The organism is Bradyrhizobium sp. SZCCHNR1051 (genome assembly GCF_032489615.1).
Taxonomy (GTDB): Bacteria; Pseudomonadota; Alphaproteobacteria; order Rhizobiales; family Xanthobacteraceae; genus Bradyrhizobium.
In genome coordinates, this window is the sequence record NZ_JAUEYJ010000015.1 from 20,351 (window position 1) to 41,520 (window position 21,170).

Annotated in this window: 22 protein-coding genes; 6 read left to right on the forward strand and 16 right to left on the reverse strand. The window is 65.8% G+C overall.

Annotated features, from left to right (window positions below; genetic code table 11):
• Positions 1-74 precede the first annotated feature (74 nt).
• Positions 75-347 carry a hypothetical protein gene (locus QW868_RS19105; protein ID WP_315717640.1) on the reverse strand — a complete coding sequence of 91 codons (273 nt, stop codon included), beginning with the start codon at positions 345-347 and terminating at the stop codon, positions 75-77.
• A gap of 483 nt (positions 348-830) precedes the next feature.
• Between QW868_RS19105 and QW868_RS19110 the strand changes: the two genes are divergently transcribed.
• Entirely contained in the window at positions 831-2,600 is a 1,770-nt protein-coding gene (locus QW868_RS19110; protein WP_316231210.1) for a tannase/feruloyl esterase family alpha/beta hydrolase, read from the forward strand.
• Between the two features lie 124 nt (positions 2,601-2,724).
• Here the strand turns inward: QW868_RS19110 and QW868_RS19115 are convergent, their stop codons facing one another.
• From QW868_RS19115 to QW868_RS19150, 8 genes are all read right to left on the reverse strand, one after another.
• A complete protein-coding gene (locus tag QW868_RS19115) occupies positions 2,725-4,986 on the reverse strand; it encodes a DUF2235 domain-containing protein (protein ID WP_316231211.1) in 2,262 nt (753 codons plus the stop codon).
• 156 nt (positions 4,987-5,142) lie between these two features.
• The gene (locus QW868_RS19120; protein ID WP_315812275.1) at positions 5,143-5,532 is read right to left on the reverse strand and encodes a nuclear transport factor 2 family protein; all 390 of its coding nucleotides are present in this window, start codon (positions 5,530-5,532) and stop codon (positions 5,143-5,145) included.
• A 253-nt stretch (positions 5,533-5,785) separates the two neighbouring features.
• The gene (locus QW868_RS19125; protein ID WP_316231212.1) at positions 5,786-6,466 is read right to left on the reverse strand and encodes a spermidine synthase; all 681 of its coding nucleotides are present in this window, start codon (positions 6,464-6,466) and stop codon (positions 5,786-5,788) included.
• 137 nt (positions 6,467-6,603) lie between these two features.
• Positions 6,604-7,425 carry a DUF2182 domain-containing protein gene (locus QW868_RS19130; RefSeq protein WP_315781098.1) on the reverse strand — a complete coding sequence of 274 codons (822 nt, stop codon included), beginning with the start codon at positions 7,423-7,425 and terminating at the stop codon, positions 6,604-6,606.
• A 36-nt stretch (positions 7,426-7,461) separates the two neighbouring features.
• Entirely contained in the window at positions 7,462-8,094 is a 633-nt protein-coding gene (locus QW868_RS19135; RefSeq protein WP_315781096.1) for a DUF1326 domain-containing protein, read from the reverse strand.
• A 150-nt stretch (positions 8,095-8,244) separates the two neighbouring features.
• Positions 8,245-9,276, reverse strand: coding sequence for a GTP 3',8-cyclase MoaA (gene moaA / locus QW868_RS19140; RefSeq protein WP_315758957.1), 1,032 nt, complete (start codon positions 9,274-9,276; stop codon positions 8,245-8,247).
• 184 nt (positions 9,277-9,460) lie between these two features.
• Positions 9,461-9,853 (reverse strand): hypothetical protein, encoded by a 393-nt coding sequence (locus QW868_RS19145; protein WP_316180572.1) that lies wholly within the window; start codon positions 9,851-9,853, stop codon positions 9,461-9,463.
• 266 nt (positions 9,854-10,119) lie between these two features.
• Entirely contained in the window at positions 10,120-10,806 is a 687-nt protein-coding gene (locus QW868_RS19150) for an HAD family hydrolase (protein ID WP_315758956.1), read from the reverse strand.
• Between the two features lie 175 nt (positions 10,807-10,981).
• Here QW868_RS19150 and rpiA point away from each other — a divergent pair, with 175 nt between their 5' ends.
• The 4 genes from rpiA to QW868_RS19170 all read left to right on the forward strand — a co-directional run bounded on the left by rpiA (position 10,982) and on the right by QW868_RS19170 (position 14,565).
• Positions 10,982-11,674 carry a ribose-5-phosphate isomerase RpiA gene (gene rpiA, locus QW868_RS19155; RefSeq protein WP_315739723.1) on the forward strand — a complete coding sequence of 231 codons (693 nt, stop codon included), beginning with the start codon at positions 10,982-10,984 and terminating at the stop codon, positions 11,672-11,674.
• A 48-nt stretch (positions 11,675-11,722) separates the two neighbouring features.
• On the forward strand, positions 11,723-12,244 hold the full coding sequence (locus tag QW868_RS19160; RefSeq protein ID WP_315739635.1) for a DUF2059 domain-containing protein: 522 nt from the start codon (positions 11,723-11,725) through the stop codon (positions 12,242-12,244).
• A 33-nt stretch (positions 12,245-12,277) separates the two neighbouring features.
• The gene (gene gor / locus QW868_RS19165) at positions 12,278-13,663 is read left to right on the forward strand and encodes a glutathione-disulfide reductase (RefSeq protein WP_316231213.1); all 1,386 of its coding nucleotides are present in this window, start codon (positions 12,278-12,280) and stop codon (positions 13,661-13,663) included.
• A 143-nt stretch (positions 13,664-13,806) separates the two neighbouring features.
• Entirely contained in the window at positions 13,807-14,565 is a 759-nt protein-coding gene (locus tag QW868_RS19170) for a DUF4336 domain-containing protein (RefSeq protein WP_316231214.1), read from the forward strand.
• Between the two features lie 198 nt (positions 14,566-14,763).
• On the opposite strand, the gene QW868_RS19175 is transcribed toward QW868_RS19170, so the two are convergent.
• The 5 genes from QW868_RS19175 to QW868_RS19195 form a co-directional block, all read right to left on the reverse strand.
• Positions 14,764-15,399 carry a LysE family translocator gene (locus QW868_RS19175; protein WP_315739638.1) on the reverse strand — a complete coding sequence of 212 codons (636 nt, stop codon included), beginning with the start codon at positions 15,397-15,399 and terminating at the stop codon, positions 14,764-14,766.
• Between the two features lie 173 nt (positions 15,400-15,572).
• Positions 15,573-15,794: a hypothetical protein gene (locus QW868_RS19180; RefSeq protein ID WP_315739639.1), complete on the reverse strand. Its 222-nt coding sequence runs from the start codon at positions 15,792-15,794 to the stop codon at positions 15,573-15,575.
• 36 nt (positions 15,795-15,830) lie between these two features.
• Positions 15,831-16,241 carry an SRPBCC domain-containing protein gene (locus QW868_RS19185; RefSeq protein WP_315781088.1) on the reverse strand — a complete coding sequence of 137 codons (411 nt, stop codon included), beginning with the start codon at positions 16,239-16,241 and terminating at the stop codon, positions 15,831-15,833.
• Positions 16,238-16,561, reverse strand: a complete 324-nt coding sequence (locus QW868_RS19190) for a metalloregulator ArsR/SmtB family transcription factor (RefSeq protein WP_315772894.1) — start codon at positions 16,559-16,561, stop codon at positions 16,238-16,240. The genes QW868_RS19185 and QW868_RS19190 overlap by 4 nt, the downstream gene beginning before the upstream one ends.
• Positions 16,562-16,701: 140 nt before the next feature.
• Positions 16,702-18,414, reverse strand: coding sequence for a jacalin-like lectin (locus QW868_RS19195; protein WP_316231215.1), 1,713 nt, complete (start codon positions 18,412-18,414; stop codon positions 16,702-16,704).
• A 194-nt stretch (positions 18,415-18,608) separates the two neighbouring features.
• On the opposite strand from QW868_RS19195, the gene QW868_RS19200 reads away from it, so the two are divergent.
• Positions 18,609-18,749 carry a hypothetical protein gene (locus QW868_RS19200; RefSeq protein ID WP_315739645.1) on the forward strand — a complete coding sequence of 47 codons (141 nt, stop codon included), beginning with the start codon at positions 18,609-18,611 and terminating at the stop codon, positions 18,747-18,749.
• A gap of 45 nt (positions 18,750-18,794) precedes the next feature.
• Here QW868_RS19200 and QW868_RS19205 read toward each other — a convergent pair whose 3' ends face one another.
• Both QW868_RS19205 and QW868_RS19210 read right to left on the reverse strand, forming a co-directional pair.
• A complete protein-coding gene (locus tag QW868_RS19205; protein WP_315739646.1) occupies positions 18,795-19,529 on the reverse strand; it encodes a metallophosphoesterase family protein in 735 nt (244 codons plus the stop codon).
• Between the two features lie 702 nt (positions 19,530-20,231).
• Positions 20,232-21,104 (reverse strand): alpha/beta fold hydrolase, encoded by an 873-nt coding sequence (locus QW868_RS19210; protein WP_316231216.1) that lies wholly within the window; start codon positions 21,102-21,104, stop codon positions 20,232-20,234.
• Positions 21,105-21,170 lie beyond the last annotated feature (66 nt).

Consider the following 21,170-nt stretch of genomic DNA (forward strand, 5'->3'; position numbering starts at 1 on the left):
AACAGAAAAGGCCGCGCCCACGGACATGGACGCGGCCTTGTCGCGGCAAGCGCCGATAGCAATGACGCCGCCGACTACTTCTCTTTGATGACCGTGGTGGTGCTGGTGGAGCTGCCGACCGTGCCCTCGTCCTCGCAGACCTTGGTCTGGCGGATGCGGTCCTCGGCTTCCACGCGGCTGGTGAACGCCATCGGTCCGATCTGCGTGACGACCTCGCGGTCGGCGGGGCGAGTGGTGGTGATGGTGCAGCGATGGCTCGGTCCCTGCACGATGTAGTACTCGTCCGCGAGCACTGGCGCGACCGATCCGATGATCACTGCGCCGGCAAGAAGAAGGGGTGCTTTCATTGTCGCCTCTCTTTCCAAGAACAGCCAAAAGGGGAGCGGGATTCGATGAGGAGTTTTCTGCCTCATCGTTCGATGCTCCGCGTTTGCAACTCGGCCGGCTGGTCGCAGTTCCGGCAGTTCAAGCGAAGCCTGTGTTGATGCGGTGCAGTGTCGGCAGCGATGGACGCGAGATCCCGTCAGGGCGCAGCGACGCCAGCGCATGCCCGCGGTGGCTCGCTGGTCGATGTCGGCTGCGACGCGGACGATCTCGCCAAGTCCCCGCGACGGGACCCCGGCCATGCCGGTGGCGAAGCTGAACGAACGGTCTGTGCTCGTCCGGTCCGCACCGTTCCCCAAAACGCGAGCACTCGACGCGAAGATGTTTGCAGACCGGCTCGGGCTCGAGCGGTGACGTTCTTCCGGGCTTCACATTCTCATGCGACCTTATGTTGTGGGGCGGCCCACATGCGCCGTCGGCTCGGACGGGGAAGCGGGGACTCGGACATGCTTCGATTGCGTCTTTTCGGCTTGATCCTGGGAGGCCTGACCGCGATCGCGGCGATCGCGACGCCGTGTGCGGCAACACCGTGCAGCAACCTCCAGACGCTCGCGCTCGAGCATACCACCATCACGCTGGCGACCGACATCACGGGCGGCGTCTTCACCGTTCCCGGGAGCAATCCGGCGCAAGACATCACGGGACTGCCGGCGTTCTGCCGCGTCGCCGCGACGATCGCGCCGGCCGTGGATTCGGCGATCAAGATCGAGGTCTGGCTGCCGACGTCGACCTGGAGCGGGCGGTTTCTCGGCCTCGGCAGTGGCGGATTCGGCGGCTACTACGACTACGGCGGCCTCGCGTTCCGCCTCAAGGCCGGCTATGCGGTCGCCTACACCGGTCTGGGAACCGGGACCTCCGGATGCACCGTTCACTACTGCGGATCGGACGGCAACAAGGGCAACGCGCTCGCGATCGCTCTCGGCGACAAGGCCACCCCGAGCCTGGGGCTCTACGGGCATCCCGACCGGATCACGGATTTCGGCCATCGGGCGGTCCACCTGATGACGCTGCGCGCCAAGGAGATCGTGCAGGCGTACTATCAGAAGAGCGCGACCAAGGCCTATTTCTTCGGCTGCTCGACCGGAGGTCACAGCGGACTGATGGAGGCGCAACGCTATCCTGAGGACTATGACGGCATCCTGGTCGGTGCGCCGGCCTACAATCGCACGCACCTGTATGCGACGACGCCGCTCGGATGGCGCAACACGCATGCGACGCCGGGGCGGCAGATGCAAGCCGGTCAGATGTCGCGGATCAACAAGGCCGTCCTGGCGCAATGCGCTGGGCGGGATGGCGGCATCGTAACGGACCAGTTCCTGACCAATCCGCGGCGCTGCCGTTTCGATCCGAAGGTCCTCCAATGCACCGGCGGCGATGTGCCGCCGGCATGCCTGACCGAGGAGCAGGTCACGACGATGCAGAACTATTATGCCGGTACGGTCGATCCGGTCACCGGTGAGAGAATCGTTCCGGGCTTTGCGCCAGGCAGCGAGACCGAGGATCTATCGGTGAAGGGGATCATGCTCAAGCAGCAGCTTCCGGAGCCGCTGTTTGATGGTCCCCTGTATTGGGTCTACGGTCCGACCTTCGGTCAGCCCGGCAGCGCCGTCAACTACACGAATTTCGACATTCACCGCGACCTGCCGGCCGTGGAGGCCCTGCTGGCCGAGCCGCTGAACGCCACCAGTCCGGATATCACGGCCTTCCGGGAACGCGGCGGCAGGCTCGTCATGTATCAGGGGTGGGCCGATGAGCTGGTGATGCCGCAGAACACGATCGACTACTTCAACTCGCTCGTGAAATTCGACAGCCCGTCCTTCGCGGCGCGGCGAGGAGATGAAGCGCAGATCGATGCTGACCTCGCGGAAGATCGGTTCGGCGGCGATCATGTGCGAGCCGGGCTGCAGCGAACCCTGAGCTACGCCCGCCTGTACATGGTGCCGGGCATGTATCACTGCGGCGGCGGGCCCGGCCCCAACGCGTTCGTCTTCCTTCCGGCGCTCCAAGACTGGGTCGAAAACGGCATGCCGCCGGGGTCCATCGTCGCGACCAAGTACGTCAACGACACGGCGCCCGACGTGCAGATGACGCGGCCGCTCTGTGTGTTCCCGAAGATCGCACGATACAACGGCAGCGGCAGCACCGACGACGCGGCGAGCTTCTCCTGCGTCGAGGGTGGGCACCGTCATGACCACGGTCCGCACGACGAGCAGTGAGGCAGGTGTTTGAACAGAGCGAAGCGGCTCGCCGACAATCGATGATGACCTCGTCCCTGCATCAGAGAACCACGATCGACGTCGGGATTTCGACAAGCTGGTCCGCGCCGGCGACGATCGTGATTTAGAGCAGCCTGACGGTCACCTTCGCCTTGCCGGTGTTGTTCGGATAGAATGCATCGTACACCCAGGGCAGCCCGATCACCGCGTCGTTGACATAGAGGAACAGCTCACCGCCGCGCTCGGCCTTGAAGCGCGCTTTGTAGGCTTGAGGCGTGGTGTTGGGGGCGGGAACGGGGTCGAGGAAATATTCGTCGACTCCCGTCTCGCCGACCCTGGCGATCAGCCGATACCAGGGCCGGAAGAGAACGCGGCGCAGCAGGATGCCTGCGTAGAACGTCCCGCGGGCGTAGCCCCGGACCGTCGAGGTGCGATAGCCGGCGGGCGTGACCGGATGCCCGGCGTCCTCCCACGGGTCGGTCATGGTGACGACGATCTCGTAGGAGAAGCCGGGACGGACTCTCAACCCGGTGGGAGCGCAAACCGCATCGGTCGAGAAATCCCTGGCATCCTGCGGAATGCCTTTGTCGACCGCGACGAGCTCGTGGGCAGGGGTGCCATGGCAGAAGGCGCCCATCGAATCCGCGGCGTTGAACAGGAAATGGCTGATCAGCGTGGCTGCGAGCCAGACGGTGCCGATAGCGAGCAACAACGGGCCGGCATGCCGCTTGCCGTTCCTGATGGCGAACTGATAGGCGCGATTGGTCCGGAGGGCGTAGATGGCTTGATGCATCGGGCCGGACAGCATCGGGGGCGCTGCTCGTTCGCGCCAGATCACGCGCATCAGGTCGCTGATGCTGTCGCTGAGGAATGTCCCGGCCGCAGTCAGCGCGACGAGGATGATGATCCCGCCCGCGAACCATTCGGGATTGGCGGCATACCAGTCCGTCCACCAGTGCAGCGATGTCGGCAGGAACGATTCGACCAGCCGGACCGCCTCGGAGACCATCCTGATGCGCGAGTCGTATTCGTGCGTGCGATCGAGGTCGTGGAACAGCCAGAAGGCCGCGAGGTGGAGGGAGGCCGCCAGCGTCGCGAAATAAGCGAGGCGTCTGAACCATACCAGATTCCACAGCTTTTCCTGGGCCGCGAACCGGGCGGCCGCTCCGGCCGGCGTTTCGAACGTGGCCGGCCCGAGAGGCGCCAGCGTGCCGTCGTAGCGGACGATGACGTAGTTGTCCGGCAAGCCGATGGGCGCATAGGCATTGCAGCCGCTGTCGATGCGGTCGAAGACGCTTTCGTGAATCTTCGGCATCGACACCTGGACGCCCGCCGCCGGGTCGTTGCACAGCTCCGACACCTTGCGCGGGCCGTATCGATAATAGGAGCCGAGCCCGGAGCGCGAGTTGTAGAGTCGGCCGTCCTTGTCCTGTGACGTGACGATCGACTTGATCGCATCCGGATCGGCCTCGGGCGCGGTCTTGAAGACCAAGCCGCGTTTGACGGCCTCGTCCACGAGCCAGGTCAGGGGGACGTAGGAGAGGGAATCGTCCGGATAGCCGCCGCCGACATTGGCGTGCATGCCGACGAACCAGACCTGCACCAGTCTTTCGTCATCGATCGTTTTGGCATCCTGCGGCTTGGTCTCACCCGCCTCGGTCCAGAGCACCGGATGGAAGGTCGTCCTCTCGTCGTCGAGCGCGAGCGCGTGGCGCGCGCATGTCACCCGCGGACTGAGCACGCGGTTGGGGAGCTCGAGCGGCCACACCCAGTTGGAGATGCCCCGCGTCATCTCGTCGATCGGAAGTCCATAGGCCGCGACGGTATCCCACAGCCCGATGAACTCGATCGCCGGGAGGCTTTTTCGCACGATGAGGTCGAGCGATTTGCGGCCCATGATGCGGTCGATCACCGGCACCAGCATTTTGTCGCGAAGCCAGCGGAACAGCACCTCGATCCGCCAGATCGAATGGTATCCCTTGGCGCGATAGGCGCGATAGGCCTTCACGGCGCCGTCGTGCAGCTCAGCCTCGGTGTCGGCAACGATCAGCCCCTGATCGAGCATCAGCGCGGCGAGCACCCGGACGGTGAAGGCGCCGCGGCTGAAGCCGAACAAATAGATCTTCGAGCCGTCCGCGTGGTCGTAGTTGCGGCAGACGAACTTATAGGCATCCAGGATGTTGCGCTTGAGGCCGAAGCCGAACGCGCCGCCGAGCAGGGCGAGCGGAACGAACGACGATGTGCCGACGCCGTCATCATACTTGGCCGCCTGGGCATTGCCCTGCAGGTCGAGCGCCTGGAATATGCGCCAGACGTTGGTTCGCCACACGCTCGAGGCGGCGTTGCCTGTCCCGTCGGACAGGATGATGATCTTGGGACTCGCCATGCAAAGGACCCCGCTCGACATTCAGAGCCGAGGAGCGGAAGCGTAAACCGCGCGGGGGAGAAATCAACCTGAGATGGTATGGCGCCTTCTGCTGCGTGGCGGGAGGCGCGGGTGCGCCGCTGGAGCGACGCGGCGGGCGGGTAAAAAAGTGCACTGTCACCGAAATACGCCGACGTGCTCGACGAGATGCGCGCGCGAGGGCGCTGCGTCGAAGGGATCACTGAAATATTGTGTCTCGTGCGCCACTCCGCCGTCGCGGAACTCCATGATGCTCACCACGTAGGAGGGTGCGCCATCATAGGTCAGGACCAGTTCGGTCACCCAAAGATCGCCGCTGCCCAGGATCCGCCGCACTGAGAAGCGCTTGTGGTTGGGCTGCACGAAGCGGCTTTCCTGAATGTTGCGCCGGCCGTGGATCCGCTCGCCCGATTGCGGATAATCCAGCACGGCATCGTCGCGATAGATGGCGTGCTCGGCCTCAAAATCATTTGCGTCCGATGCATCCCAATGGTGCTGCAGGGCAGCGCGCGTGGCGCGGTCATCCATGGCAATCTCCCATTCAGGCGCGCGCTCTCGTTGCAGAGCTATAGTCTGCAGGCCGGAGAATGGAGCATCCTCGAGGCTTTCGCGCGTGGATGCGGGCATCCGCAGGCTTCGCAGCCGCTGACGCATCATAGGACGATGGCCGACGTGTCACCACTCCGATCCGAACGGGAGATGTGAGCGAGGTGACCCAGTCGCTGGAGAGAGTTCTCCGGGCCAGTAGCACCGCGCTGAGCTACGCGCGGCAACGACGCTGTCACGCTGGACGGGTGGCAATCCAGATCACGTGGCGGGCGCCGCCGCCACCGCGGCCGGTGGCGCGGATGTTGATCTCCTCGGCCGCGAAGCCGGCCCTGCGCAGGCGCGGGGCGAAACGATCGTCGGGATGTGACGACCACACCGCCAGCACGCCGCCGGGACGCAAGGCGGCGAACGCGGTGCGCAAACCCGAGGGATCATAGAGCGCGTCGTTGGATTGCCGAGTCAGTCCCTGCGGGCCGTTATCGACGTCGAGCAGGATCGCATCGTAGGCGCTGCGCCCTGCGGCGATCAGCTTCACGACGTCGGCCTCGCGGATGTCGACGCGCGGATCGGCAAGGCTGGCGCCGGACAATTCGGCCATCGGCCCGCGCGCCCAGGCGATCACTGCCGGCACCAGCTCGGCGACGGTGACGCGGGCCTGCGGACCCAACACTTTCAGTGCCGCCCGCAACGTGAAGCCCATGCCGAGGCCCCCGATCAACAGCCGCGGAGCCGGCTCGGCCTTGATGCGGGCGCAGCTCAGGGTCGCCAGCGCCTCTTCGGATCCGTGCAGCCGGCTGTTCATCAGCTCGTTCGAACCGAGCTTGATCGAGAACTCCTTGCCGCGCTGCATCAGCCGCAGCGGCTCACCGCCGCCGGGCACGTCTGCGGTGTCGATCAGCTTCCAGGGAATCACGGGCGTCTCGCGTCAATTCGGTTGCGGCATTCCAGGCGACAGAGTCGCCACGCTGGAGCCTGCTTACCATGTTGCCCGCATCCCGTGCCAAGGGGCAGTCGCCACTCTCGCGACGACCTGCATCGCGTCGTTGCGCGTCATTGCGGTGGGGACACCAGCATCCAGGCGCCCGCGGCACTGCAAGCAATGCCGGCCGCGCGCGCGATCCATCGTCCGACCGGAGTCAGTTTCTCAAACAGCACGAGCAGGGTCAGAATGGCAATCCACATCACGCTCATCACCCCGCCGACGAACAGCAGCGCCATCAGAGCCCAGCAGCAGCCGACGCAATAGCCGCCGTGTCGAAGGCCCAGCAGCAGGCAGCCCTGCAGGTCGCCGCGAAAGCCGCCGTGGCGCATCAGGAACATTAGCGGCGACTGGCATTGGGCAAGGCAGGCGCTCTTCAGCGGCATCCACTGATAAACGCCTGCCGCGATCAGCACGATGGCGCCGAGCAGATGGTTGTCGATCGCCATCCGCGAATCCAGCAGCGCAGTCCGCTCCACAACCCATTGCAGGCAGGTCGCCACCAGCGAAAAGCCGCTCCAGGCGAGCAGATAGCCGGCCGCAAACCAGCCGGTCGCAGCGAACGGCTGGCCCCGCGCGCGACCGTGTCGACCCACACGGGCGTACATCAGGACCATGGGCGCGGCCGAAGGCGCCATCATCCCGACCATCATCACCGCCCACATCAGGAACACATAGGCGAATTCGATCGCGTGCCAGGGCTCGCTGGCCGGCAACATGATTCCGATGCCGGCCGGGATCATGCGAAAGCCGGTCATGTCCATGCCGCCCATGTCCATGTCGTTGGCGAGCCAGAGCACATAGGCCCATGCCAGGGCGACCATGATCGCGATCGCGCCGCCCACGATCCAGCGATCACGCCGCAGCACGGCTTCCAGGGCGCTGCCCGTCATCTGCAAGGTGGGTTGGCGGCCTTGCCGCACGTCGCATCAGGCCTGGTTGGACCAACTGATCGACGCGTACAGGCCGTTCTTGCCGGAATTGTCCCAGCGCATGCCGTGATCGTTGTAGGTGTTGCCCGCAGCGCCGACGGCCAGCGCCATCCGGTCGGGGCTGACGGGATGGCCGATATTCACCCACATCTCACCGCTCGGATGCATGGTCGGCAGCGGATCGACGGACATGTGCAGAATGTCGGCGATGTCGGCGGACCGCGTCTTGCCGTCGATCCGGAAGGTGATGGCGGCCTTGCGCACGCCGAGATTGGTGCTGATCAGCGGCGTGAACGCTGCCATCGGGCCGCCGGCAGCCCCGGTGAAGATCGCGGCCATCGCCTCGGTCTGCGGGTCGTCGGCGCGCTGATCGATATAGGCGGCGATCGACCAGTCTCCCTCCGCCATCACGCCGGGCGCATGGAGCATCACCGCAGCGTTGAGGCCATCGAGCGCGACATCGCCATAGCGGCCGGTTTCGATGTGGAACAGCAATGGTACGTTGCAAAAGCCCTCGGTCGGTTGCGCGGTCAGGGGAGGGGCGGCCGACATGAGGCACGGACACAGCAGGCTGCAACTGCAATTCTCGAAATAGTCACCGGACAGGTGCCATGCGACTGGGTCTGCCATCGCTGTCTCCCGCTAGGCCGAACCGACAAATTGCTTTCGAATGCGCGATCTGCAGTTGAAAGCTACGCCGCACGGGGACGTGCCGCAAGCCTAGAAACGATGAGGTTCCGACTGCGATTGATCGCAGGGCCCGATGGTTATGGACGCCGATTACCCGCCCGTCACGCTCATGTGCCGGCTGACGCTCGGACGGTTGTGGCGGCGGTCGATGATGAAGTCATGGCCCTTCGGCTTCAGGCCGATGGCGCGGTCGATCGCGGCGCTGAGCTCCTCGTCGCTCGCCGACGCACGGAGCGGCTTGCGCAGGTCGGAGGCGTCCTCGTGGCCAAGGCAGGTGTGCAAGGTGCCGGTGCAGGTGACGCGCACGCGGTTGCAGCTCTCGCAGAAATTATGCGTCATCGGCGTGATGAAGCCGATTGTGCCGCCGGTCTCGGCAACGCGGACGTAGCGGGCAGGGCCCCCGGTGGTCTCGTCGAGATCGGTCATGGTGTAGGTCTGCGCCAGGCGCGCGCGCAGCAGCGACAGCGGCAGATACTGGTCGATGCGGCCTTCGCCGATCTCGCCCATCGGCATCACCTCGATCAAGGTCAGCGCCATGCCCTTGCCGTGCGCCCAGTCGATCAGCGAGGGGATCTCGTCCTCGTTCATGTTCTTCAGCGCGACCGCGTTGATCTTCACGGCGAGACCTGCGGCGCGCGCCGCCTCGATGCCGGCCAGCACGCGGTCGAGATCGCCCCAGCGGGTGATGGCGCGGAACTTGTCAGGATCGAGCGTGTCGAGCGAGACGTTGATGCGGCGGACGCCGCAATCGGCGAGCTCGGCGGCATATTTGGCGAGCTGCGTCGCGTTGGTCGTCATCGTCAGCTCGTTGAGCGCGCCGCTCTTCAGATGCCGCGACAGCGAGCGGACCAGGCCCATCACGTTGCGCCGGACCAGCGGCTCACCGCCGGTGAGCCGGAGCTTCTTGACGCCCTTATGGATGAACGCCGAGCACAGCCGGTCGAGCTCCTCAAGCGTCAGCAGGTCGGCCTTCGGCAGGAAGGTCATGTCCTCGGACATGCAGTAGAAGCAGCGCAGGTCGCAGCGGTCGGTCACCGAGACGCGCAGATAGCTGATGCGGCGACCGAACGGGTCGGTCATCGGGCGCGTCAGGGCGGTGTCACTCAACGTCTCTGCGGTCATGGAAAGCCTTGGCTGGTGGCGGCCCAGGTGGCGGCGATGCCACGCGGCGGCCGCGCAAGCGCGGCCGGATGTCGATCTCACGACAATCTAATCATGATCGGCGCGCCTCACAATCATCGACGTGGATCCGTCGATGCTGCAATGCAGCTTCGCCCTGGCAGGTGGCGCGCGGGACGATGGTCCGCTACTGGCGTCCCGGTGCGGGGGCGGGGAAGGCTGAACCGGTGGTCGCGGGCGCCGCCGGCGCGGCGGCTGATTTCTGCGGCTTCGGCTTCTTCGGCCGCATGTGCTTGACGGCCTTCGGCGGCGTACCCGGCATCGGCTGCAGCTCGGCGACCACCGGGCTCGGGTCCATCACGACGGGCGGCGAGCTGTTGAAATCCCCGGTGTTGCGGATCACCTGCACCGGGATGGTCGCGGGCTGGTACCTGTCCATCGTGAAGGTGACGCTGAAGCCGGCATCGGGCGCCGGCACCGAGACCGAGCATGGCGTCTTGCAGCCCGGTCCGAGCGAGGTCTTGGCGTCGGCGCCCGGCGGCACCGAGTCGAGGTGCACCGGCACCTCGGGCGCTGCCATCTTGAAGCTGTCCATGGAGAAGGATGAGCACCCGGCCAAGCCGGCTCCCGCAACCGCAATTGCGATGACACGCCGCATCATGATGTCCGCCCCACAACCCTGCGGCCATCGGCCGCAATCCCAGGGCGACCATAGGAGCGTCAGAACAGCGGCGCAACTGCGGTCAACCCTATTCTCAACAGAACGTTAATGCACCGCAAGGTGCGGATTCAGGTCGACAGGGCAGTGGGTTAGGGTGCGATGCGGCAGTGGAATCGCAAGTCCGCTCAGGCGATCCTGAGCGATGGGCTGAGGGCCGTGACGGCCGCCGGCAGCTCGCGCATGTGGTCGATCAGGTGGTCCGGATTGAGCTCCGCGATCGGTACGTCGGTATAGCCGAAGGTGCAGCCGATCACCGGCACGCCGGCGCGGCGGGCGGCGCCGACGTCGGTGCCGGCATCGCCGACCATGATCGCTGCCCCGATCTCACCGCCGGCCTGCGCGATGGTCTGGCGCAGGATCGCCGGATCCGGCTTGGCGACCCCGAACGTGTCGGCACCGCAGATCGCGGCGAAGCGGGAGGACAGGCCGAGCTGGTCGAGCAACCGCTTCGACAGCCATTCCAGCTTGTTGGTGCACACCGCGAACTGGCAGCCGCGCGCGGCGAGATCGTCCAGCGCCGACTCCAGCCCCTCGAAGGGACGCGATTCGACCGCGATGTTGTCGGCGTAGAAATCGATGAAATCGGTGGTGAGGCGGCCGATGTCATCGGTGCTGGCCAGGCGACCCTCCGCCTCCAGCCCGCGCTCGATCAGCTTGCGGGCGCCGTGGCCGATCATCTTGCGGGCCGAGGCCAGCGGCACCGGCCGCAGACCCTCGCGCTGCAGGATGTGGTTGAGCGCGCTGATCAGATCCGGCGCCGTGTCGACCAGGGTGCCGTCGAGATCGAAGACGATGGTGCTGGAGATGGGCATCGGTATCCGCTAGCGGCCGGCTCATGTCCTTGCAAGAGGCCCGCAATGGCTTTTTGTCCGATTTCGTGGCCGGCGAGAGCTAGGCCCCGCGTCAAAACATCGCTAGATATGCGCCGGCTTTCGGCCCCCGTCCGTGGGGGTCTAGGGGTGCGAAAGGGCGGGTTCCTTGGTCGACATGGATGCATTGAAGCGGCAGGCGGCGGCGCGTGCGCTGGAAGAGGTCGAGAGCGGCATGAAGCTCGGTCTCGGCACCGGCTCGACGGCCAAGCATTTCGTCGATCTGCTCGGGGAAAAGGTGCGCGCCGGCCTCAAGATCGTGGGCGTGCCGACCTCGGAGGCGACAAGGGCGCAGGCGCAAGCGTGCGGCGTGCCGCTGACCACGCTCGATGAGATCGACCGGCTCGACATCACCATCGACGGCGCCGACGAGATCAATCCGGCGCTCGACCTGATCAAGGGCGGCGGCGGCGCGCTGCTGCGCGAGAAGATCGTCGCCAGCGCCTCGGATCGCATGATCGTGATCGCCGACGACAGCAAATGGGTGGCGCAGCTCGGCCGCTACCCGCTGCCGGTCGAGGTGGTTCCGTTCGGCCTCGCCGCGACCCAGCGCGAGATGAGTGACGCCTTCGCCACGGCCGGCGTGTCCGGGCCGATGAGCCTGCGCAAGTCCGCAGACGGCCACGTTTTCGTCACCGATGGCGGCCACTGGATTATCGACGTCCGCCTTGGGGAGATCGTGGATCCCCCGCGCCTGGCGGGTCTTTTGAGCGCAATTCCGGGCGTGGTCGAGCATGGGCTGTTCATCGGCCTCGGCAGCACGGCGATCCTGGCAGGCGCACAGGGAATTCGCGTTATCCAGCGGCCCTGAGCGCGGCACGAGGCTGTGCTCAGGGCGGCAACTCACAGGAGAATTGGAATGAAGAGCGTGTTCAGAATCTTGCCGGCCGCCGGAATCGTGCTGGCCTTGGCCTCGGCAAGCCCGGTTGCGGCGCAGGGGCAGGCACCGGCGCTGAAGCCGGCCTCGCCCGCCTGCATGGCCGGCGCGCGCGAGATTCTGGGGATGAAGAACGCGGCTGCGATGTACGCCAATGCCGTCCCGGGCATCGTGCAGCAGACCAAGCAGGCGCTGCTGCAGTCCAATCTCAACTACCAGAAGGACCTCGACGAGGTCGCCGTCTCGGTCGCGCAGACCTATGCCGGCAAGGAGAAGGAGATCGGCGAGAAGATGGCGCAGATCTACTGCAACGAGTTCTCCGACCAGGAGATCGCCAACCTCGTCGCCTTCTACAAGTCAGCCATCGGCCAGAAGCTGCTTGCGGCGGAGCCGAAGGCGATCCAGATGAGCATGCAGGCGATGAACCTGTGGGCGGCGGAGTTTTCCGACACCGTCACCGCGCAGTTCCGCGCCGAGATGCGCAAGCGCAACAAGCCGATCTGAGGCTTGCGGCCGAAAGGCCAGGTCGGGGGAGAGATGGCTGAATTCGACGTCGACCTGTTCGTGATCGGTGGCGGCTCGGGGGGCGTACGCGCCGCCCGTATCGCCGCCGGCTATGGCGCCCGCGTGATGGTCGCTGAAGAATACCGCATGGGCGGCACCTGCGTGATCCGCGGCTGCGTGCCCAAGAAGCTGTTCGTGATCGGCTCGCATGTCCGCCAGGAGATCGCCGATGCCGCCGGCTTCGGCTGGACGATCCCGACCGCGACCTTCGACTGGCCGACGCTGATCAGGAACAAGGACAAGGAGATCGCCCGGCTCGAGGCGGCCTACACCAGCAACGTCGAGAAGTCTGGCGCCAGGATCGTCAAGACCCGCGCGGTGCTCGAGGACGCCCACACCGTGCGGCTGACGACCGGCGAGACCATCCGCGCCAAGTACATTCTCATCGCGACAGGCGGCGCGCCCAACCACGGCACGCCGATTCCCGGCATCGAGCACGTCATCTCCTCCAACGAGGCGTTTCATCTCGACGAGCTGCCGCGCCGCATCGTGATCCAGGGCGGCGGCTACATCGCACTCGAATTCGCCTGCATCTTCGCCAATTTCGGCGCCGACGTGACCGTCGTCTATCGCGGCGACAACATCCTGCGCGGTTTCGACGAAGACGTTCGCCGCCACGTCCGCTCCGAGATGGAGAAGGAAGGCATCACCATCCTGACCGGCTGCACGGTGACGAGCGTCGACAAGCACGGCCAGGACTACACCACGCATCTGTCGAACGGCTCCAGCATCGCCTCCGACAAGGTGATGTTCGCGATCGGCCGCCATCCTGCCGTGGCCAATCTCGGCCTGGAGAAGGCCGGCGTCGCCATCAATCCGAGGAACGGCGGCATTGCGGTGGATGCGTTCTCGCAGAGCTCGGTGCCGAGCATCTACGCGATCGGCGACGTCACCCATCGCTTCAACCTGACGCCGGTCGCGATCCGCGAGGGCCACGCCTTCGCCGACACCGTGTTTGGCGGCAAGACCGTTCGCGTCGATCACGCGGACATTCCGACGGCCGTGTTCTGCCAGCCTGAAGTGGGCACCGTCGGTCTCACCGAGACGCAGGCGCGCGAGCTGTACGACCGCGTCGACATCTACAAGACGAACTTCCGCCCGATCAAGGCGACGATGTCCGGCCGCGACACCCGCGTGCTGATGAAGCTCGTCGTCGATGGCGCGACCGACCGCGTGCTCGGCTGCCACATCGTCGGCGACATGGCCGCCGAAATCACCCAGGCCGTGGCGATTGCCATCAAGATGAAGGCGACCAAGGCCGATTTCGACGCCACTATCGCGTTGCATCCCTCCGCCGCGGAGGAGCTGGTGACGATGCGCACGGTGACCGAGCGCCACGTGCGGCAGGCGGCGGAGTAGGCCGCCAACTGCTTTTGGGGCTCGCGCGGCCGGCGTCCGTAGCGACTGCGGTGGGCCGGTGCTCATGGTCTGACGACGGTCCACACCGTGGCCGATCGGGCTTGCTGCCGTTGGAACCGCTCAGCGGTTGGAGAGCGACCAGCATGTCCCAAGATGATTGCCTTGCGACCTATCCGCCGCTGAACACCCTGAAGCCCGTTGCCGAGAACATCTGGATCGTCGACGGGCCCGTGATCCGCTTCGGCATTCCCGGGCTGAAATTTCCGTTTCCCACCCGCATGACCGTGGTGCGATGCGCCTCCGGAGATCTGTTCATCCACTCGCCCACGCCGTTGACGCCGGCACTGCGGGCCGAGATCGACCGGGAAGGCCGCGTCCGCGACATCATCGGTCCGAATCGCATCCACTATTGGTGGATCCCCGACTGGCAGGCGGCCTTTCCCGACGCGGCGATCTATCTGGCGCCGGGCATTCGCGCGAAGGCGAAGGGCCGCATCGAATTCGAGGGCAGGCCGCTGGATCGCAGCGGTGGCTATCCCTGGGATGATGAGATCGCGACCTTGCCCGTCGTCGGCAGCTATATGACGGAGGTCGTGTTCTTCCATCGCCCTTCGCGCACGCTGATCCTGACCGATCTGATGGAGAATTTCGAGCCGGCCAAGATCGGCGCCGGCTTGGCGCGCTACCTGAGTTGGATCGGGGGCGTCGGTCCGCCGCATGGCGGCCTGCCGCGCGATCTCCGGCTGACATTTACCTGGCGGCACCGACCCGAGTTGCGGGCCGCGGTCGAGACCATGCTTGGGTGGCACCCCGAGCGGATCGTGATCGCCCATGGCGCCTGGCACCGGACGAACGGCACCGAGATCCTGCGCGAGGCATTCTGCTGGTTGCTGCGGCCTTGAACCGGCGGCAGGGCCTCACGAGACCGGCCTTCGTGATGCCGTGCGTTTCTCTCTCCGCGACGGACGTATAGGCTCGTGCGATTGAGGTTGGCGCCAGGCATCTCTCGGCCGCGGAGGAGCTGTGACGATGCGCACGGTGACCGAGCGCCACGTGCGGCAGGCGGCGGAGTAGGTGGACGACCGCGACGCGCGGCCGGGTCAGGGGCCGGCTCGCCGGTAAAGCGCAAGGGCGCCGGCAAGGCTCAGCAGCGCGCCGCCGCAGATGCGATCGAGCCAGAGGGCACCGGAGCGCTTGAGGAAACGCATCGCTTGCGAGCCCGCGCTCGCGTAGGCGAGCATGATCAGGACATCGAGCATCGCGAAGGTGAGGGCCAGCGTGAGATATTGCGGCAGCTGCGGCGCGGACGGCACCACGAACTGCGGCAGGAATGCCGAGAAGAACAGATAGCCCTTTGGATTGGTGATCGCGACGAGGAAGCTTTTCAGAAACAGCGCGTGCGGCTGTCGTGACCCGTCCTTGCCGTCTGCGGACGCCGCAAGGTCGATCGACCCGCTGGACCGCAGCAGCATGAGCCCGAGATAGGCGAGGTAGGCCACGCCGATCCACTTCACGACCGAGAACCAGAATTCGGAAGCGGCCAGCAGCGCGCCCAGGCCGACCGCGACGGCGCCGATGAGGATGAAGTCCGAAGCCACCGCGCCGGCGATGCCGGCCCAGGCGCGGCGTACACCGACACGCGAGCCGTTGGTGAGGGCCAGCAGCACCGTCGGACCGGGAGTCGCGATCCCGATGAAGGCGACGATGGCGAAGCTGAAGAGCGTAAGAGCGTTCACGTCAGAATGGCCTCGTTGGCGGAAGACGCGCCAGTAGGGGGCGGTTCGGCCGCGAACGCAAGACGTTCCTTGGAGGCGGCCAGCGATCGTCTTCGCTGACGCACGCTCGACCTGCCGGATCGCCAAGAGGCTTGACTCCCTCCCGGAAAACGCCGCTGGGCGCGATTGCCCGTTCAGCGCTCCACCCGCGAGGCGGTCAACTTCGTCGCGACGTAGGGCAGCGCGAACAGATACAGCCCCGTGCCGAGCAGCACGATGAGCGGAATCAGCGCCAGCAGGCCGACCCACAGCGGGGCTTGCGTCTGCGTCATCGCGGCGATGTTGACGATGACGGCGACCGTGAAGGCGATCGATACCCAGCGATGGACCTGCCGGACGGTGTTGTTCCAGTTCAAGTGCTTCTCCCCTGATGACGTCGTGATGCGCACGCCTCAGCCGAGGCGCGCGACGCTCTGTTCGAGCGCATCGAAGAATTTCGGCCAGCCATAGCGTGCGCCCTGATAGGCGCGGGTCTGGTCGGCTGCGAAGCCCGTCTGCTCCATGCGCAGGTGCGTGCCCAAGGCGGTCGGCGTCAGCGTCCAGGTCACGACGCTGTCGAGGCCAGCCGCCGCCCAGGTGTAGGACAACGTCTTGTGCGGCTCGATGGTCACGACCTGGCAGTCGACGACGCCCCAGTCGGCCTTCAGCTTGAAGCGATGATCGATCGCCGGCGCGAAATCATTCGTCATCAGCCACTCTGCGATCAGATGCGGCTGCGTCAGCGCGCGCCAGAGTTTTTCGGGCGGATGCGCGAATTCGCGCTCGACGACGACGGTGCGGGTTTCTGGCGCAGGTGAGCTCATTGATCCATCCTGTTGAGCAGAGTGTCGAGTTCGTCGAACCGGCTCTCCCAGAACGCAGCCATCCGGCTGGTCCAGTCGAGCAGGGGCGCCAGCGCCTTCGGCTGCGCACGGTAATGCGTCTGGCGGCCTTCGTGACGCTCCCGCACGAGGCCCGCCTGCTTGAGCAGGCCGAGATGCTTCGACACCGCCGGCTGCGACACGCCGGCCTTGGCCGTCAGCGCCCCGACGGTCTGCTCGCCATGCCGGCACAGGCCTTCGAAGATGGCGCGCCGCGTCGGGTCGGCAAGCGTGCGGAACAGCATGTCGGGAGAGCGCGGCATTCAATCCATAACTCGTTGGTTATGGATATTCCCATAACCGTTCGGTTATGGATATGTCAAGCGCAGGCTTTGTCGGGGGGAGATTGATGATGTGATCCGGACGGCGTGGCCGCCCGGATCACTGCTCCTGCTCGATGCGATCAGGGCGTCAGCGTCCACAGCTGCGATCCCACCGCCGTGGCGGCGGTGGTCAGCAGCTGGTTGCCGACCGAGGTGCCGTTCTGGCTGACGACCTCGATGGCATAGCTGCGCAGCGCGATCGTGCCGGTCGCAGCATCATAGCGGAAGCGCTGGTTGTTGTTGCCGGTGCAGGTCCAGATGATCAGTTGTGCACCATCGCCATAGGTGCCGTTGTTGTCCAGGCAGTAGTGCGGATCCTGCATGCTGCGGATCATGCCGCTGGCGTCGTCGTAGCTCCAGGTCTGGTTGGCGGCGCCGGTGCAGTACCACTGGATCACGGCCGTGCCGTCGGCCATCGCGCCGCCATTGACGTCCATGCACAGCGCGGACGTGCGGTTGACGATGCGGACCGGCTGGCGCGATGGTGGCGCGGCGCTGGAGACCGGCGCGTAGACGACGCCGAGCTTGTCGATCCCGTCACCGGACCGGCCATGGAAGCCGGTGATCTGCCAGCCGCTCGGCGCGGCGTAGCTGGTGCAGGTCGCGGTGGTCGTGCCGCCCGCCAGCGTGCGGCCCGTGCTGGTGGTGAACGCAATCCGGAAGATGCGCGTATGGCCCTGGTACTGATCGCTGCACAGACCGACCGAGGTGAGATATTCGCCGCTGCCGAGCGTCAGGCTCTGCGCCGTGCCGCCGGTGCCGCCATGGCTGTAGACATAGCCGTTGGAGAGCGTCAGTTCGACCTGGTCGACCCGGCTTCCGGTGCGGATGGTCAGCTTGCTGACCGCGGGATCGGCGGGCAGCGCCGATGAATCATTGTAGCTCGTGCCATGCGGGCCGCCGAACTGATCGCTCAGCCTGCGGTTCGCGGCCGTCGAGAAGCTCCACTTCACCTCGATCGGGTGATGGTCGGAGAGCTGCGCGCCGCTCGAATCGAGCGCGTCCTGCCGGTCGACATAGGACGTGGCCTGCAGGTTGAGGACGCCGTTGTTGCGCCACAGCACCTTGTCGACGATCTCGCAATCCGGCCGTGCCGTCTGGGGATCGCCGCAGACCAATGCAGCGCCGATCGGAGGCACGCTGCCGCCGCGCATCGTCTCGATCCAGGCATCGCTGAAGCCGTGATGCAGGAATTCCCACATGTTCTGGCCGGCCCGCGTGTAGCGCGTGTTGGTGTCGCCCATCACCATGACGGCATTGCCGGCGGAATTCGCCTCGATGTAGCTCAGGATCTGCACCACGTCGGACTCGCTATAGGCGAGATCGGTGGAGGACGTGCCGGACTGGGCGTGCAGGTTGTAGAAGTCGAGATAGACGCCCTCGGCGAGGCGGGTGCGGACCAGGGAGAATCCCTTCGGCGTCAGCGCGTCGGAATCGGCCCGCTTGGTCCAGGTGACGCGATCGAGATCGTCGAACGCGTAGGTGCTGAGCGTGTTCATGCCGTCGCCGATTCCGGCCGTGCCCGAGGTCGGCGTGCGATACGGATGGTTGTCGCAGGTGTCATAGAGCGCGGCGTGCCAGAGAAAATCCTCCTGCACGTTGACGATGCCGAACTGGCGCAGGTAGCAGCTGATCACGCGCGAATGTGCGTCGCTGCCGCCGTTATAGGCGGTCGGCGTTTCCGCCACGTTGTAGGTCAGCGTGCTGAACGTTCCGTCGGCTGCGTGTAGCTCGCTGCCGAGCAGACTGGCGCATCCAAGCGCGATTGCGCCCGCCCATAGGCGAAGTGTCATTGGTCGAATCCCCTCGATGATGCCGGATAACGGGGCGCGCGATATCATCTGTCGCGTGTCGGCCTGATGACGGATCGATGCATGTTCTCTGCGCGGCGTGTCGGAACAGCGGGTGCAAGCTGGAGTTGCTGCGCTTCCGCACGGCCCTTTCGCCTGCGCTCTCCGATCGTCGGCGGCCATAGTGGCGGTTCGGGATGACGAGCGGAGAAAGGCCGACCAACCCCGCTTCTTCCGGCTCGCTGGGCGTCCTTGTCTTCCGTGAGATCAACGACGCGCTGTTCAGGAAGATCATCCTGAGCATTCTGCTGGCGTCAGGGCTGCTGCTGGCCGTCTGACGGGAGGGACGTCGTTGCTTGCTGAGCATTGCGGGTGATGGCCGATCACTCCACCCATCCCGTCGCGATGGCGTTGGCCCAGTCCGGCCGGCCGCCGCGTCGGGCAAGGGCGGCCATCGCTGTGCCGTCATAAGGCACGTAGCGAAACGTCAATGACCAGCATCCATCTCGGCGCTCTGCGATCGCATAGCAGGCGTCCGGCGTGCCAGTCTGCACGTGATAGCGCTTGGGCGTGGAGATCCGATAGCCCGGCAGCCCGACGCTGCCGGGATTGACGATCAGCCGGCCATCGCCGAGCCGGACGATGCGCGGAATGTGGCTGTGCCCGCACAAAATCAGCGAGGCATCGATGCCGGCGGCCCGCGCTTCGATGCTGGCAAGATTGCTTGGACGCGGTGTGTCGCCCTCCGTGATCCCTTCGAGCCAGAACGCCGCATCGTCGTCCGGGGCGGCGTGACACAGGAACACCTCATCGCGATACAGCAACGTCGCCGGCTGTGCCGCCAGCCACGCGACTTGCTCCTGCCGGAGCGCACGTACGTCCCCGCGGGACAAATCTCCGGCACGATGCCGATCGATCATATGCCGGTCCTGATCGCCCCTGACCGACGGGAAATCGCGTGCCATCAGCATCTCGGCCGTCTGTATCGGCGCGAGCGGGCCGCTGAGATGGTCGCCGAGATTGACGACGTCATCAATGCCAAGCGAAGCGATGTCGGCCAGCACGGCCGCCAGCGCGTCGCAATTTCCGTGGATGTCGGCGATGGCCGCAAACCGCATGAGAGCCTCCGTTCAGGGAACGGCGGGCAGGGCGTTGCCATGCAATGAACCGTTCGCTTTAGCTGCACTTTGAGACGCGCCCGCAAGCTGATGGTCAAATCGGCGCTTGGCACGATCAGTAGCACGCTGCGGATGAGGACGACAATCAGTGGGCCGAGGCCGGATGTCGCTACGCTCGCGGTTCTGTCGACGGCAAAAGCGGTCGTTCCGACGAAGATTCCTCTTTACGAATATCAGAAATCGTGCTCTATTGCGCGCATCCCGCCTCACTCGGAGGGGCGTTGCGCGCGATCGTCACGACACGCGGGGCGGGGAGCGATGGCTGCGAGGAAGCCGCAGCGTGTCCTGACGGATGCGCGGACGAACGGCTTGGCGCGGACGTGAAGTCGCAGCGTGCTGGCACCCCGATGCTGGTGTCCCACGCAAGGCGCGTAAGCGCGTTGCGTGCATGGTGGCCAACAAGCCCGGCGCACCAGGCAGACTGCGTATAAACGTTAAGACTGTCGCGCAGGGAATGCCGGTTGATCGGCTGCACCTGTGGTACCTGCCGCCTGCACTTTCTTCCGCAGGCGGGCCATGGGTGAGGCCTTCACCCGGCATTCCCTGCGCCCTCCGACTTGATGAGGGTGAACGACATCAGCACAGCTCGGGCAGCACCTGCCGCGGGAGCGCTCGCTCATGGGCCATGACGAACCGATCGCGTCAGCTTTCGAGCAGCCACTCTGCCGCGCTGCGCCACAGCGTGTCGCGATGCGCCGCGCGGAAGAAGCCCAGGTGGCCGATCGCGGACGCGCCGACGTCCTGCGGCGCGATGCTGAGCAGTTCCGGCTTGGTGCCCGTATAGCCGGCGCACAGCAGCTCAACCGCGGGCCGCGTGGCCCAGGGATCGTCGGCGAGGCACAGCGCCCGGACGGGACTCTTGAAGTTGGCGTAGTTGGCAAGCGGAAGCGATGCGTCATCGAACAGATAGCGCGGGCTCATGATCCAGCGCACCCATTGCAGGAAGACACCCTTCGGCAGGTCCTCGCCGACGCCACTCCAGCCCGGCGTGTAACCCAGCGCATGAGTCAGCGGGACGCCAACGCCGTTGAGCATCGTCGCCACGCGCCAGCGTTCGCCCGGAGCCATGAGCTTCCAATAGCCGGCCTGCGAGGCGATGAAGAGGGCGCGCGACACCTCGGTGTTGTTGGCGAGCAGGCCGAGCGTCTGGCCGCCGAAGGAGTGGCCGACATAGCGCAGCGGCAGCGCACCGTAGCGCGCACGCATCCAACCGACCGCGCCGGTGATGTCGAGTGCGGCCCAGTCGGTCATCGAGGCCGCAAAGCCCTTCAGGGAGAGGGGACGGCTGCCGCCGATCCCGCGATAGTCGTAGGTCAGAACCGCGCAACCCTGCTGGGCAAGATGAGCAGCGAAGCCGCGATAGATCCGGCGCGGGATCGCCGCCCCGGAATTGATCAGCACGGCATGCGCGGGTGTACCGTGCGGCGCGAACAGGTTGCCCGCGAGCTCAAAGCCGTCGATGGCCGTAATGGTCAGATCCTCACTCGAAACGCCATTGGATCCCGTCTCGCCCACGCCTCGTCCTCCCATCACGCGCCGAGCCGCAGCAAAGTCAAATTCGGCTTGCGGTGCAAGCCCTTG

Bases quoted from the DNA above. Each gene is read 5' to 3' on its own strand.
- QW868_RS19105 (WP_315717640.1), bottom strand. From the start codon at position 347: ATGAAAGCACCCCTTCTTCTTGCCGGCGCAGTGATCATCGGATCGGTC.
- QW868_RS19110 (WP_316231210.1), top strand. From the start codon at position 831: ATGCTTCGATTGCGTCTTTTCGGCTTGATCCTGGGAGGCCTGACCGCG.
- QW868_RS19115 (WP_316231211.1), bottom strand. From the start codon at position 4,986: ATGGCGAGTCCCAAGATCATCATCCTGTCCGACGGGACAGGCAACGCC.
- QW868_RS19120 (WP_315812275.1), bottom strand. From the start codon at position 5,532: ATGGATGACCGCGCCACGCGCGCTGCCCTGCAGCACCATTGGGATGCA.
- QW868_RS19130 (WP_315781098.1), bottom strand. From the start codon at position 7,425: ATGACGGGCAGCGCCCTGGAAGCCGTGCTGCGGCGTGATCGCTGGATC.
- QW868_RS19135 (WP_315781096.1), bottom strand. From the start codon at position 8,094: ATGGCAGACCCAGTCGCATGGCACCTGTCCGGTGACTATTTCGAGAAT.
- moaA (WP_315758957.1), bottom strand. From the start codon at position 9,276: ATGACCGCAGAGACGTTGAGTGACACCGCCCTGACGCGCCCGATGACC.
- QW868_RS19145 (WP_316180572.1), bottom strand. From the start codon at position 9,853: ATGGCAGCGCCCGAGGTGCCGGTGCACCTCGACTCGGTGCCGCCGGGC.
- QW868_RS19150 (WP_315758956.1), bottom strand. From the start codon at position 10,806: ATGCCCATCTCCAGCACCATCGTCTTCGATCTCGACGGCACCCTGGTC.
- rpiA (WP_315739723.1), top strand. From the start codon at position 10,982: ATGGATGCATTGAAGCGGCAGGCGGCGGCGCGTGCGCTGGAAGAGGTC.
- QW868_RS19160 (WP_315739635.1), top strand. From the start codon at position 11,723: ATGAAGAGCGTGTTCAGAATCTTGCCGGCCGCCGGAATCGTGCTGGCC.
- gor (WP_316231213.1), top strand. From the start codon at position 12,278: ATGGCTGAATTCGACGTCGACCTGTTCGTGATCGGTGGCGGCTCGGGG.
- QW868_RS19170 (WP_316231214.1), top strand. From the start codon at position 13,807: ATGTCCCAAGATGATTGCCTTGCGACCTATCCGCCGCTGAACACCCTG.
- QW868_RS19185 (WP_315781088.1), bottom strand. From the start codon at position 16,241: ATGAGCTCACCTGCGCCAGAAACCCGCACCGTCGTCGTCGAGCGCGAA.
- QW868_RS19190 (WP_315772894.1), bottom strand. From the start codon at position 16,561: ATGCCGCGCTCTCCCGACATGCTGTTCCGCACGCTTGCCGACCCGACG.
- QW868_RS19195 (WP_316231215.1), bottom strand. From the start codon at position 18,414: ATGACACTTCGCCTATGGGCGGGCGCAATCGCGCTTGGATGCGCCAGT.
- QW868_RS19200 (WP_315739645.1), top strand. From the start codon at position 18,609: ATGACGAGCGGAGAAAGGCCGACCAACCCCGCTTCTTCCGGCTCGCTG.
- QW868_RS19205 (WP_315739646.1), bottom strand. From the start codon at position 19,529: ATGCGGTTTGCGGCCATCGCCGACATCCACGGAAATTGCGACGCGCTG.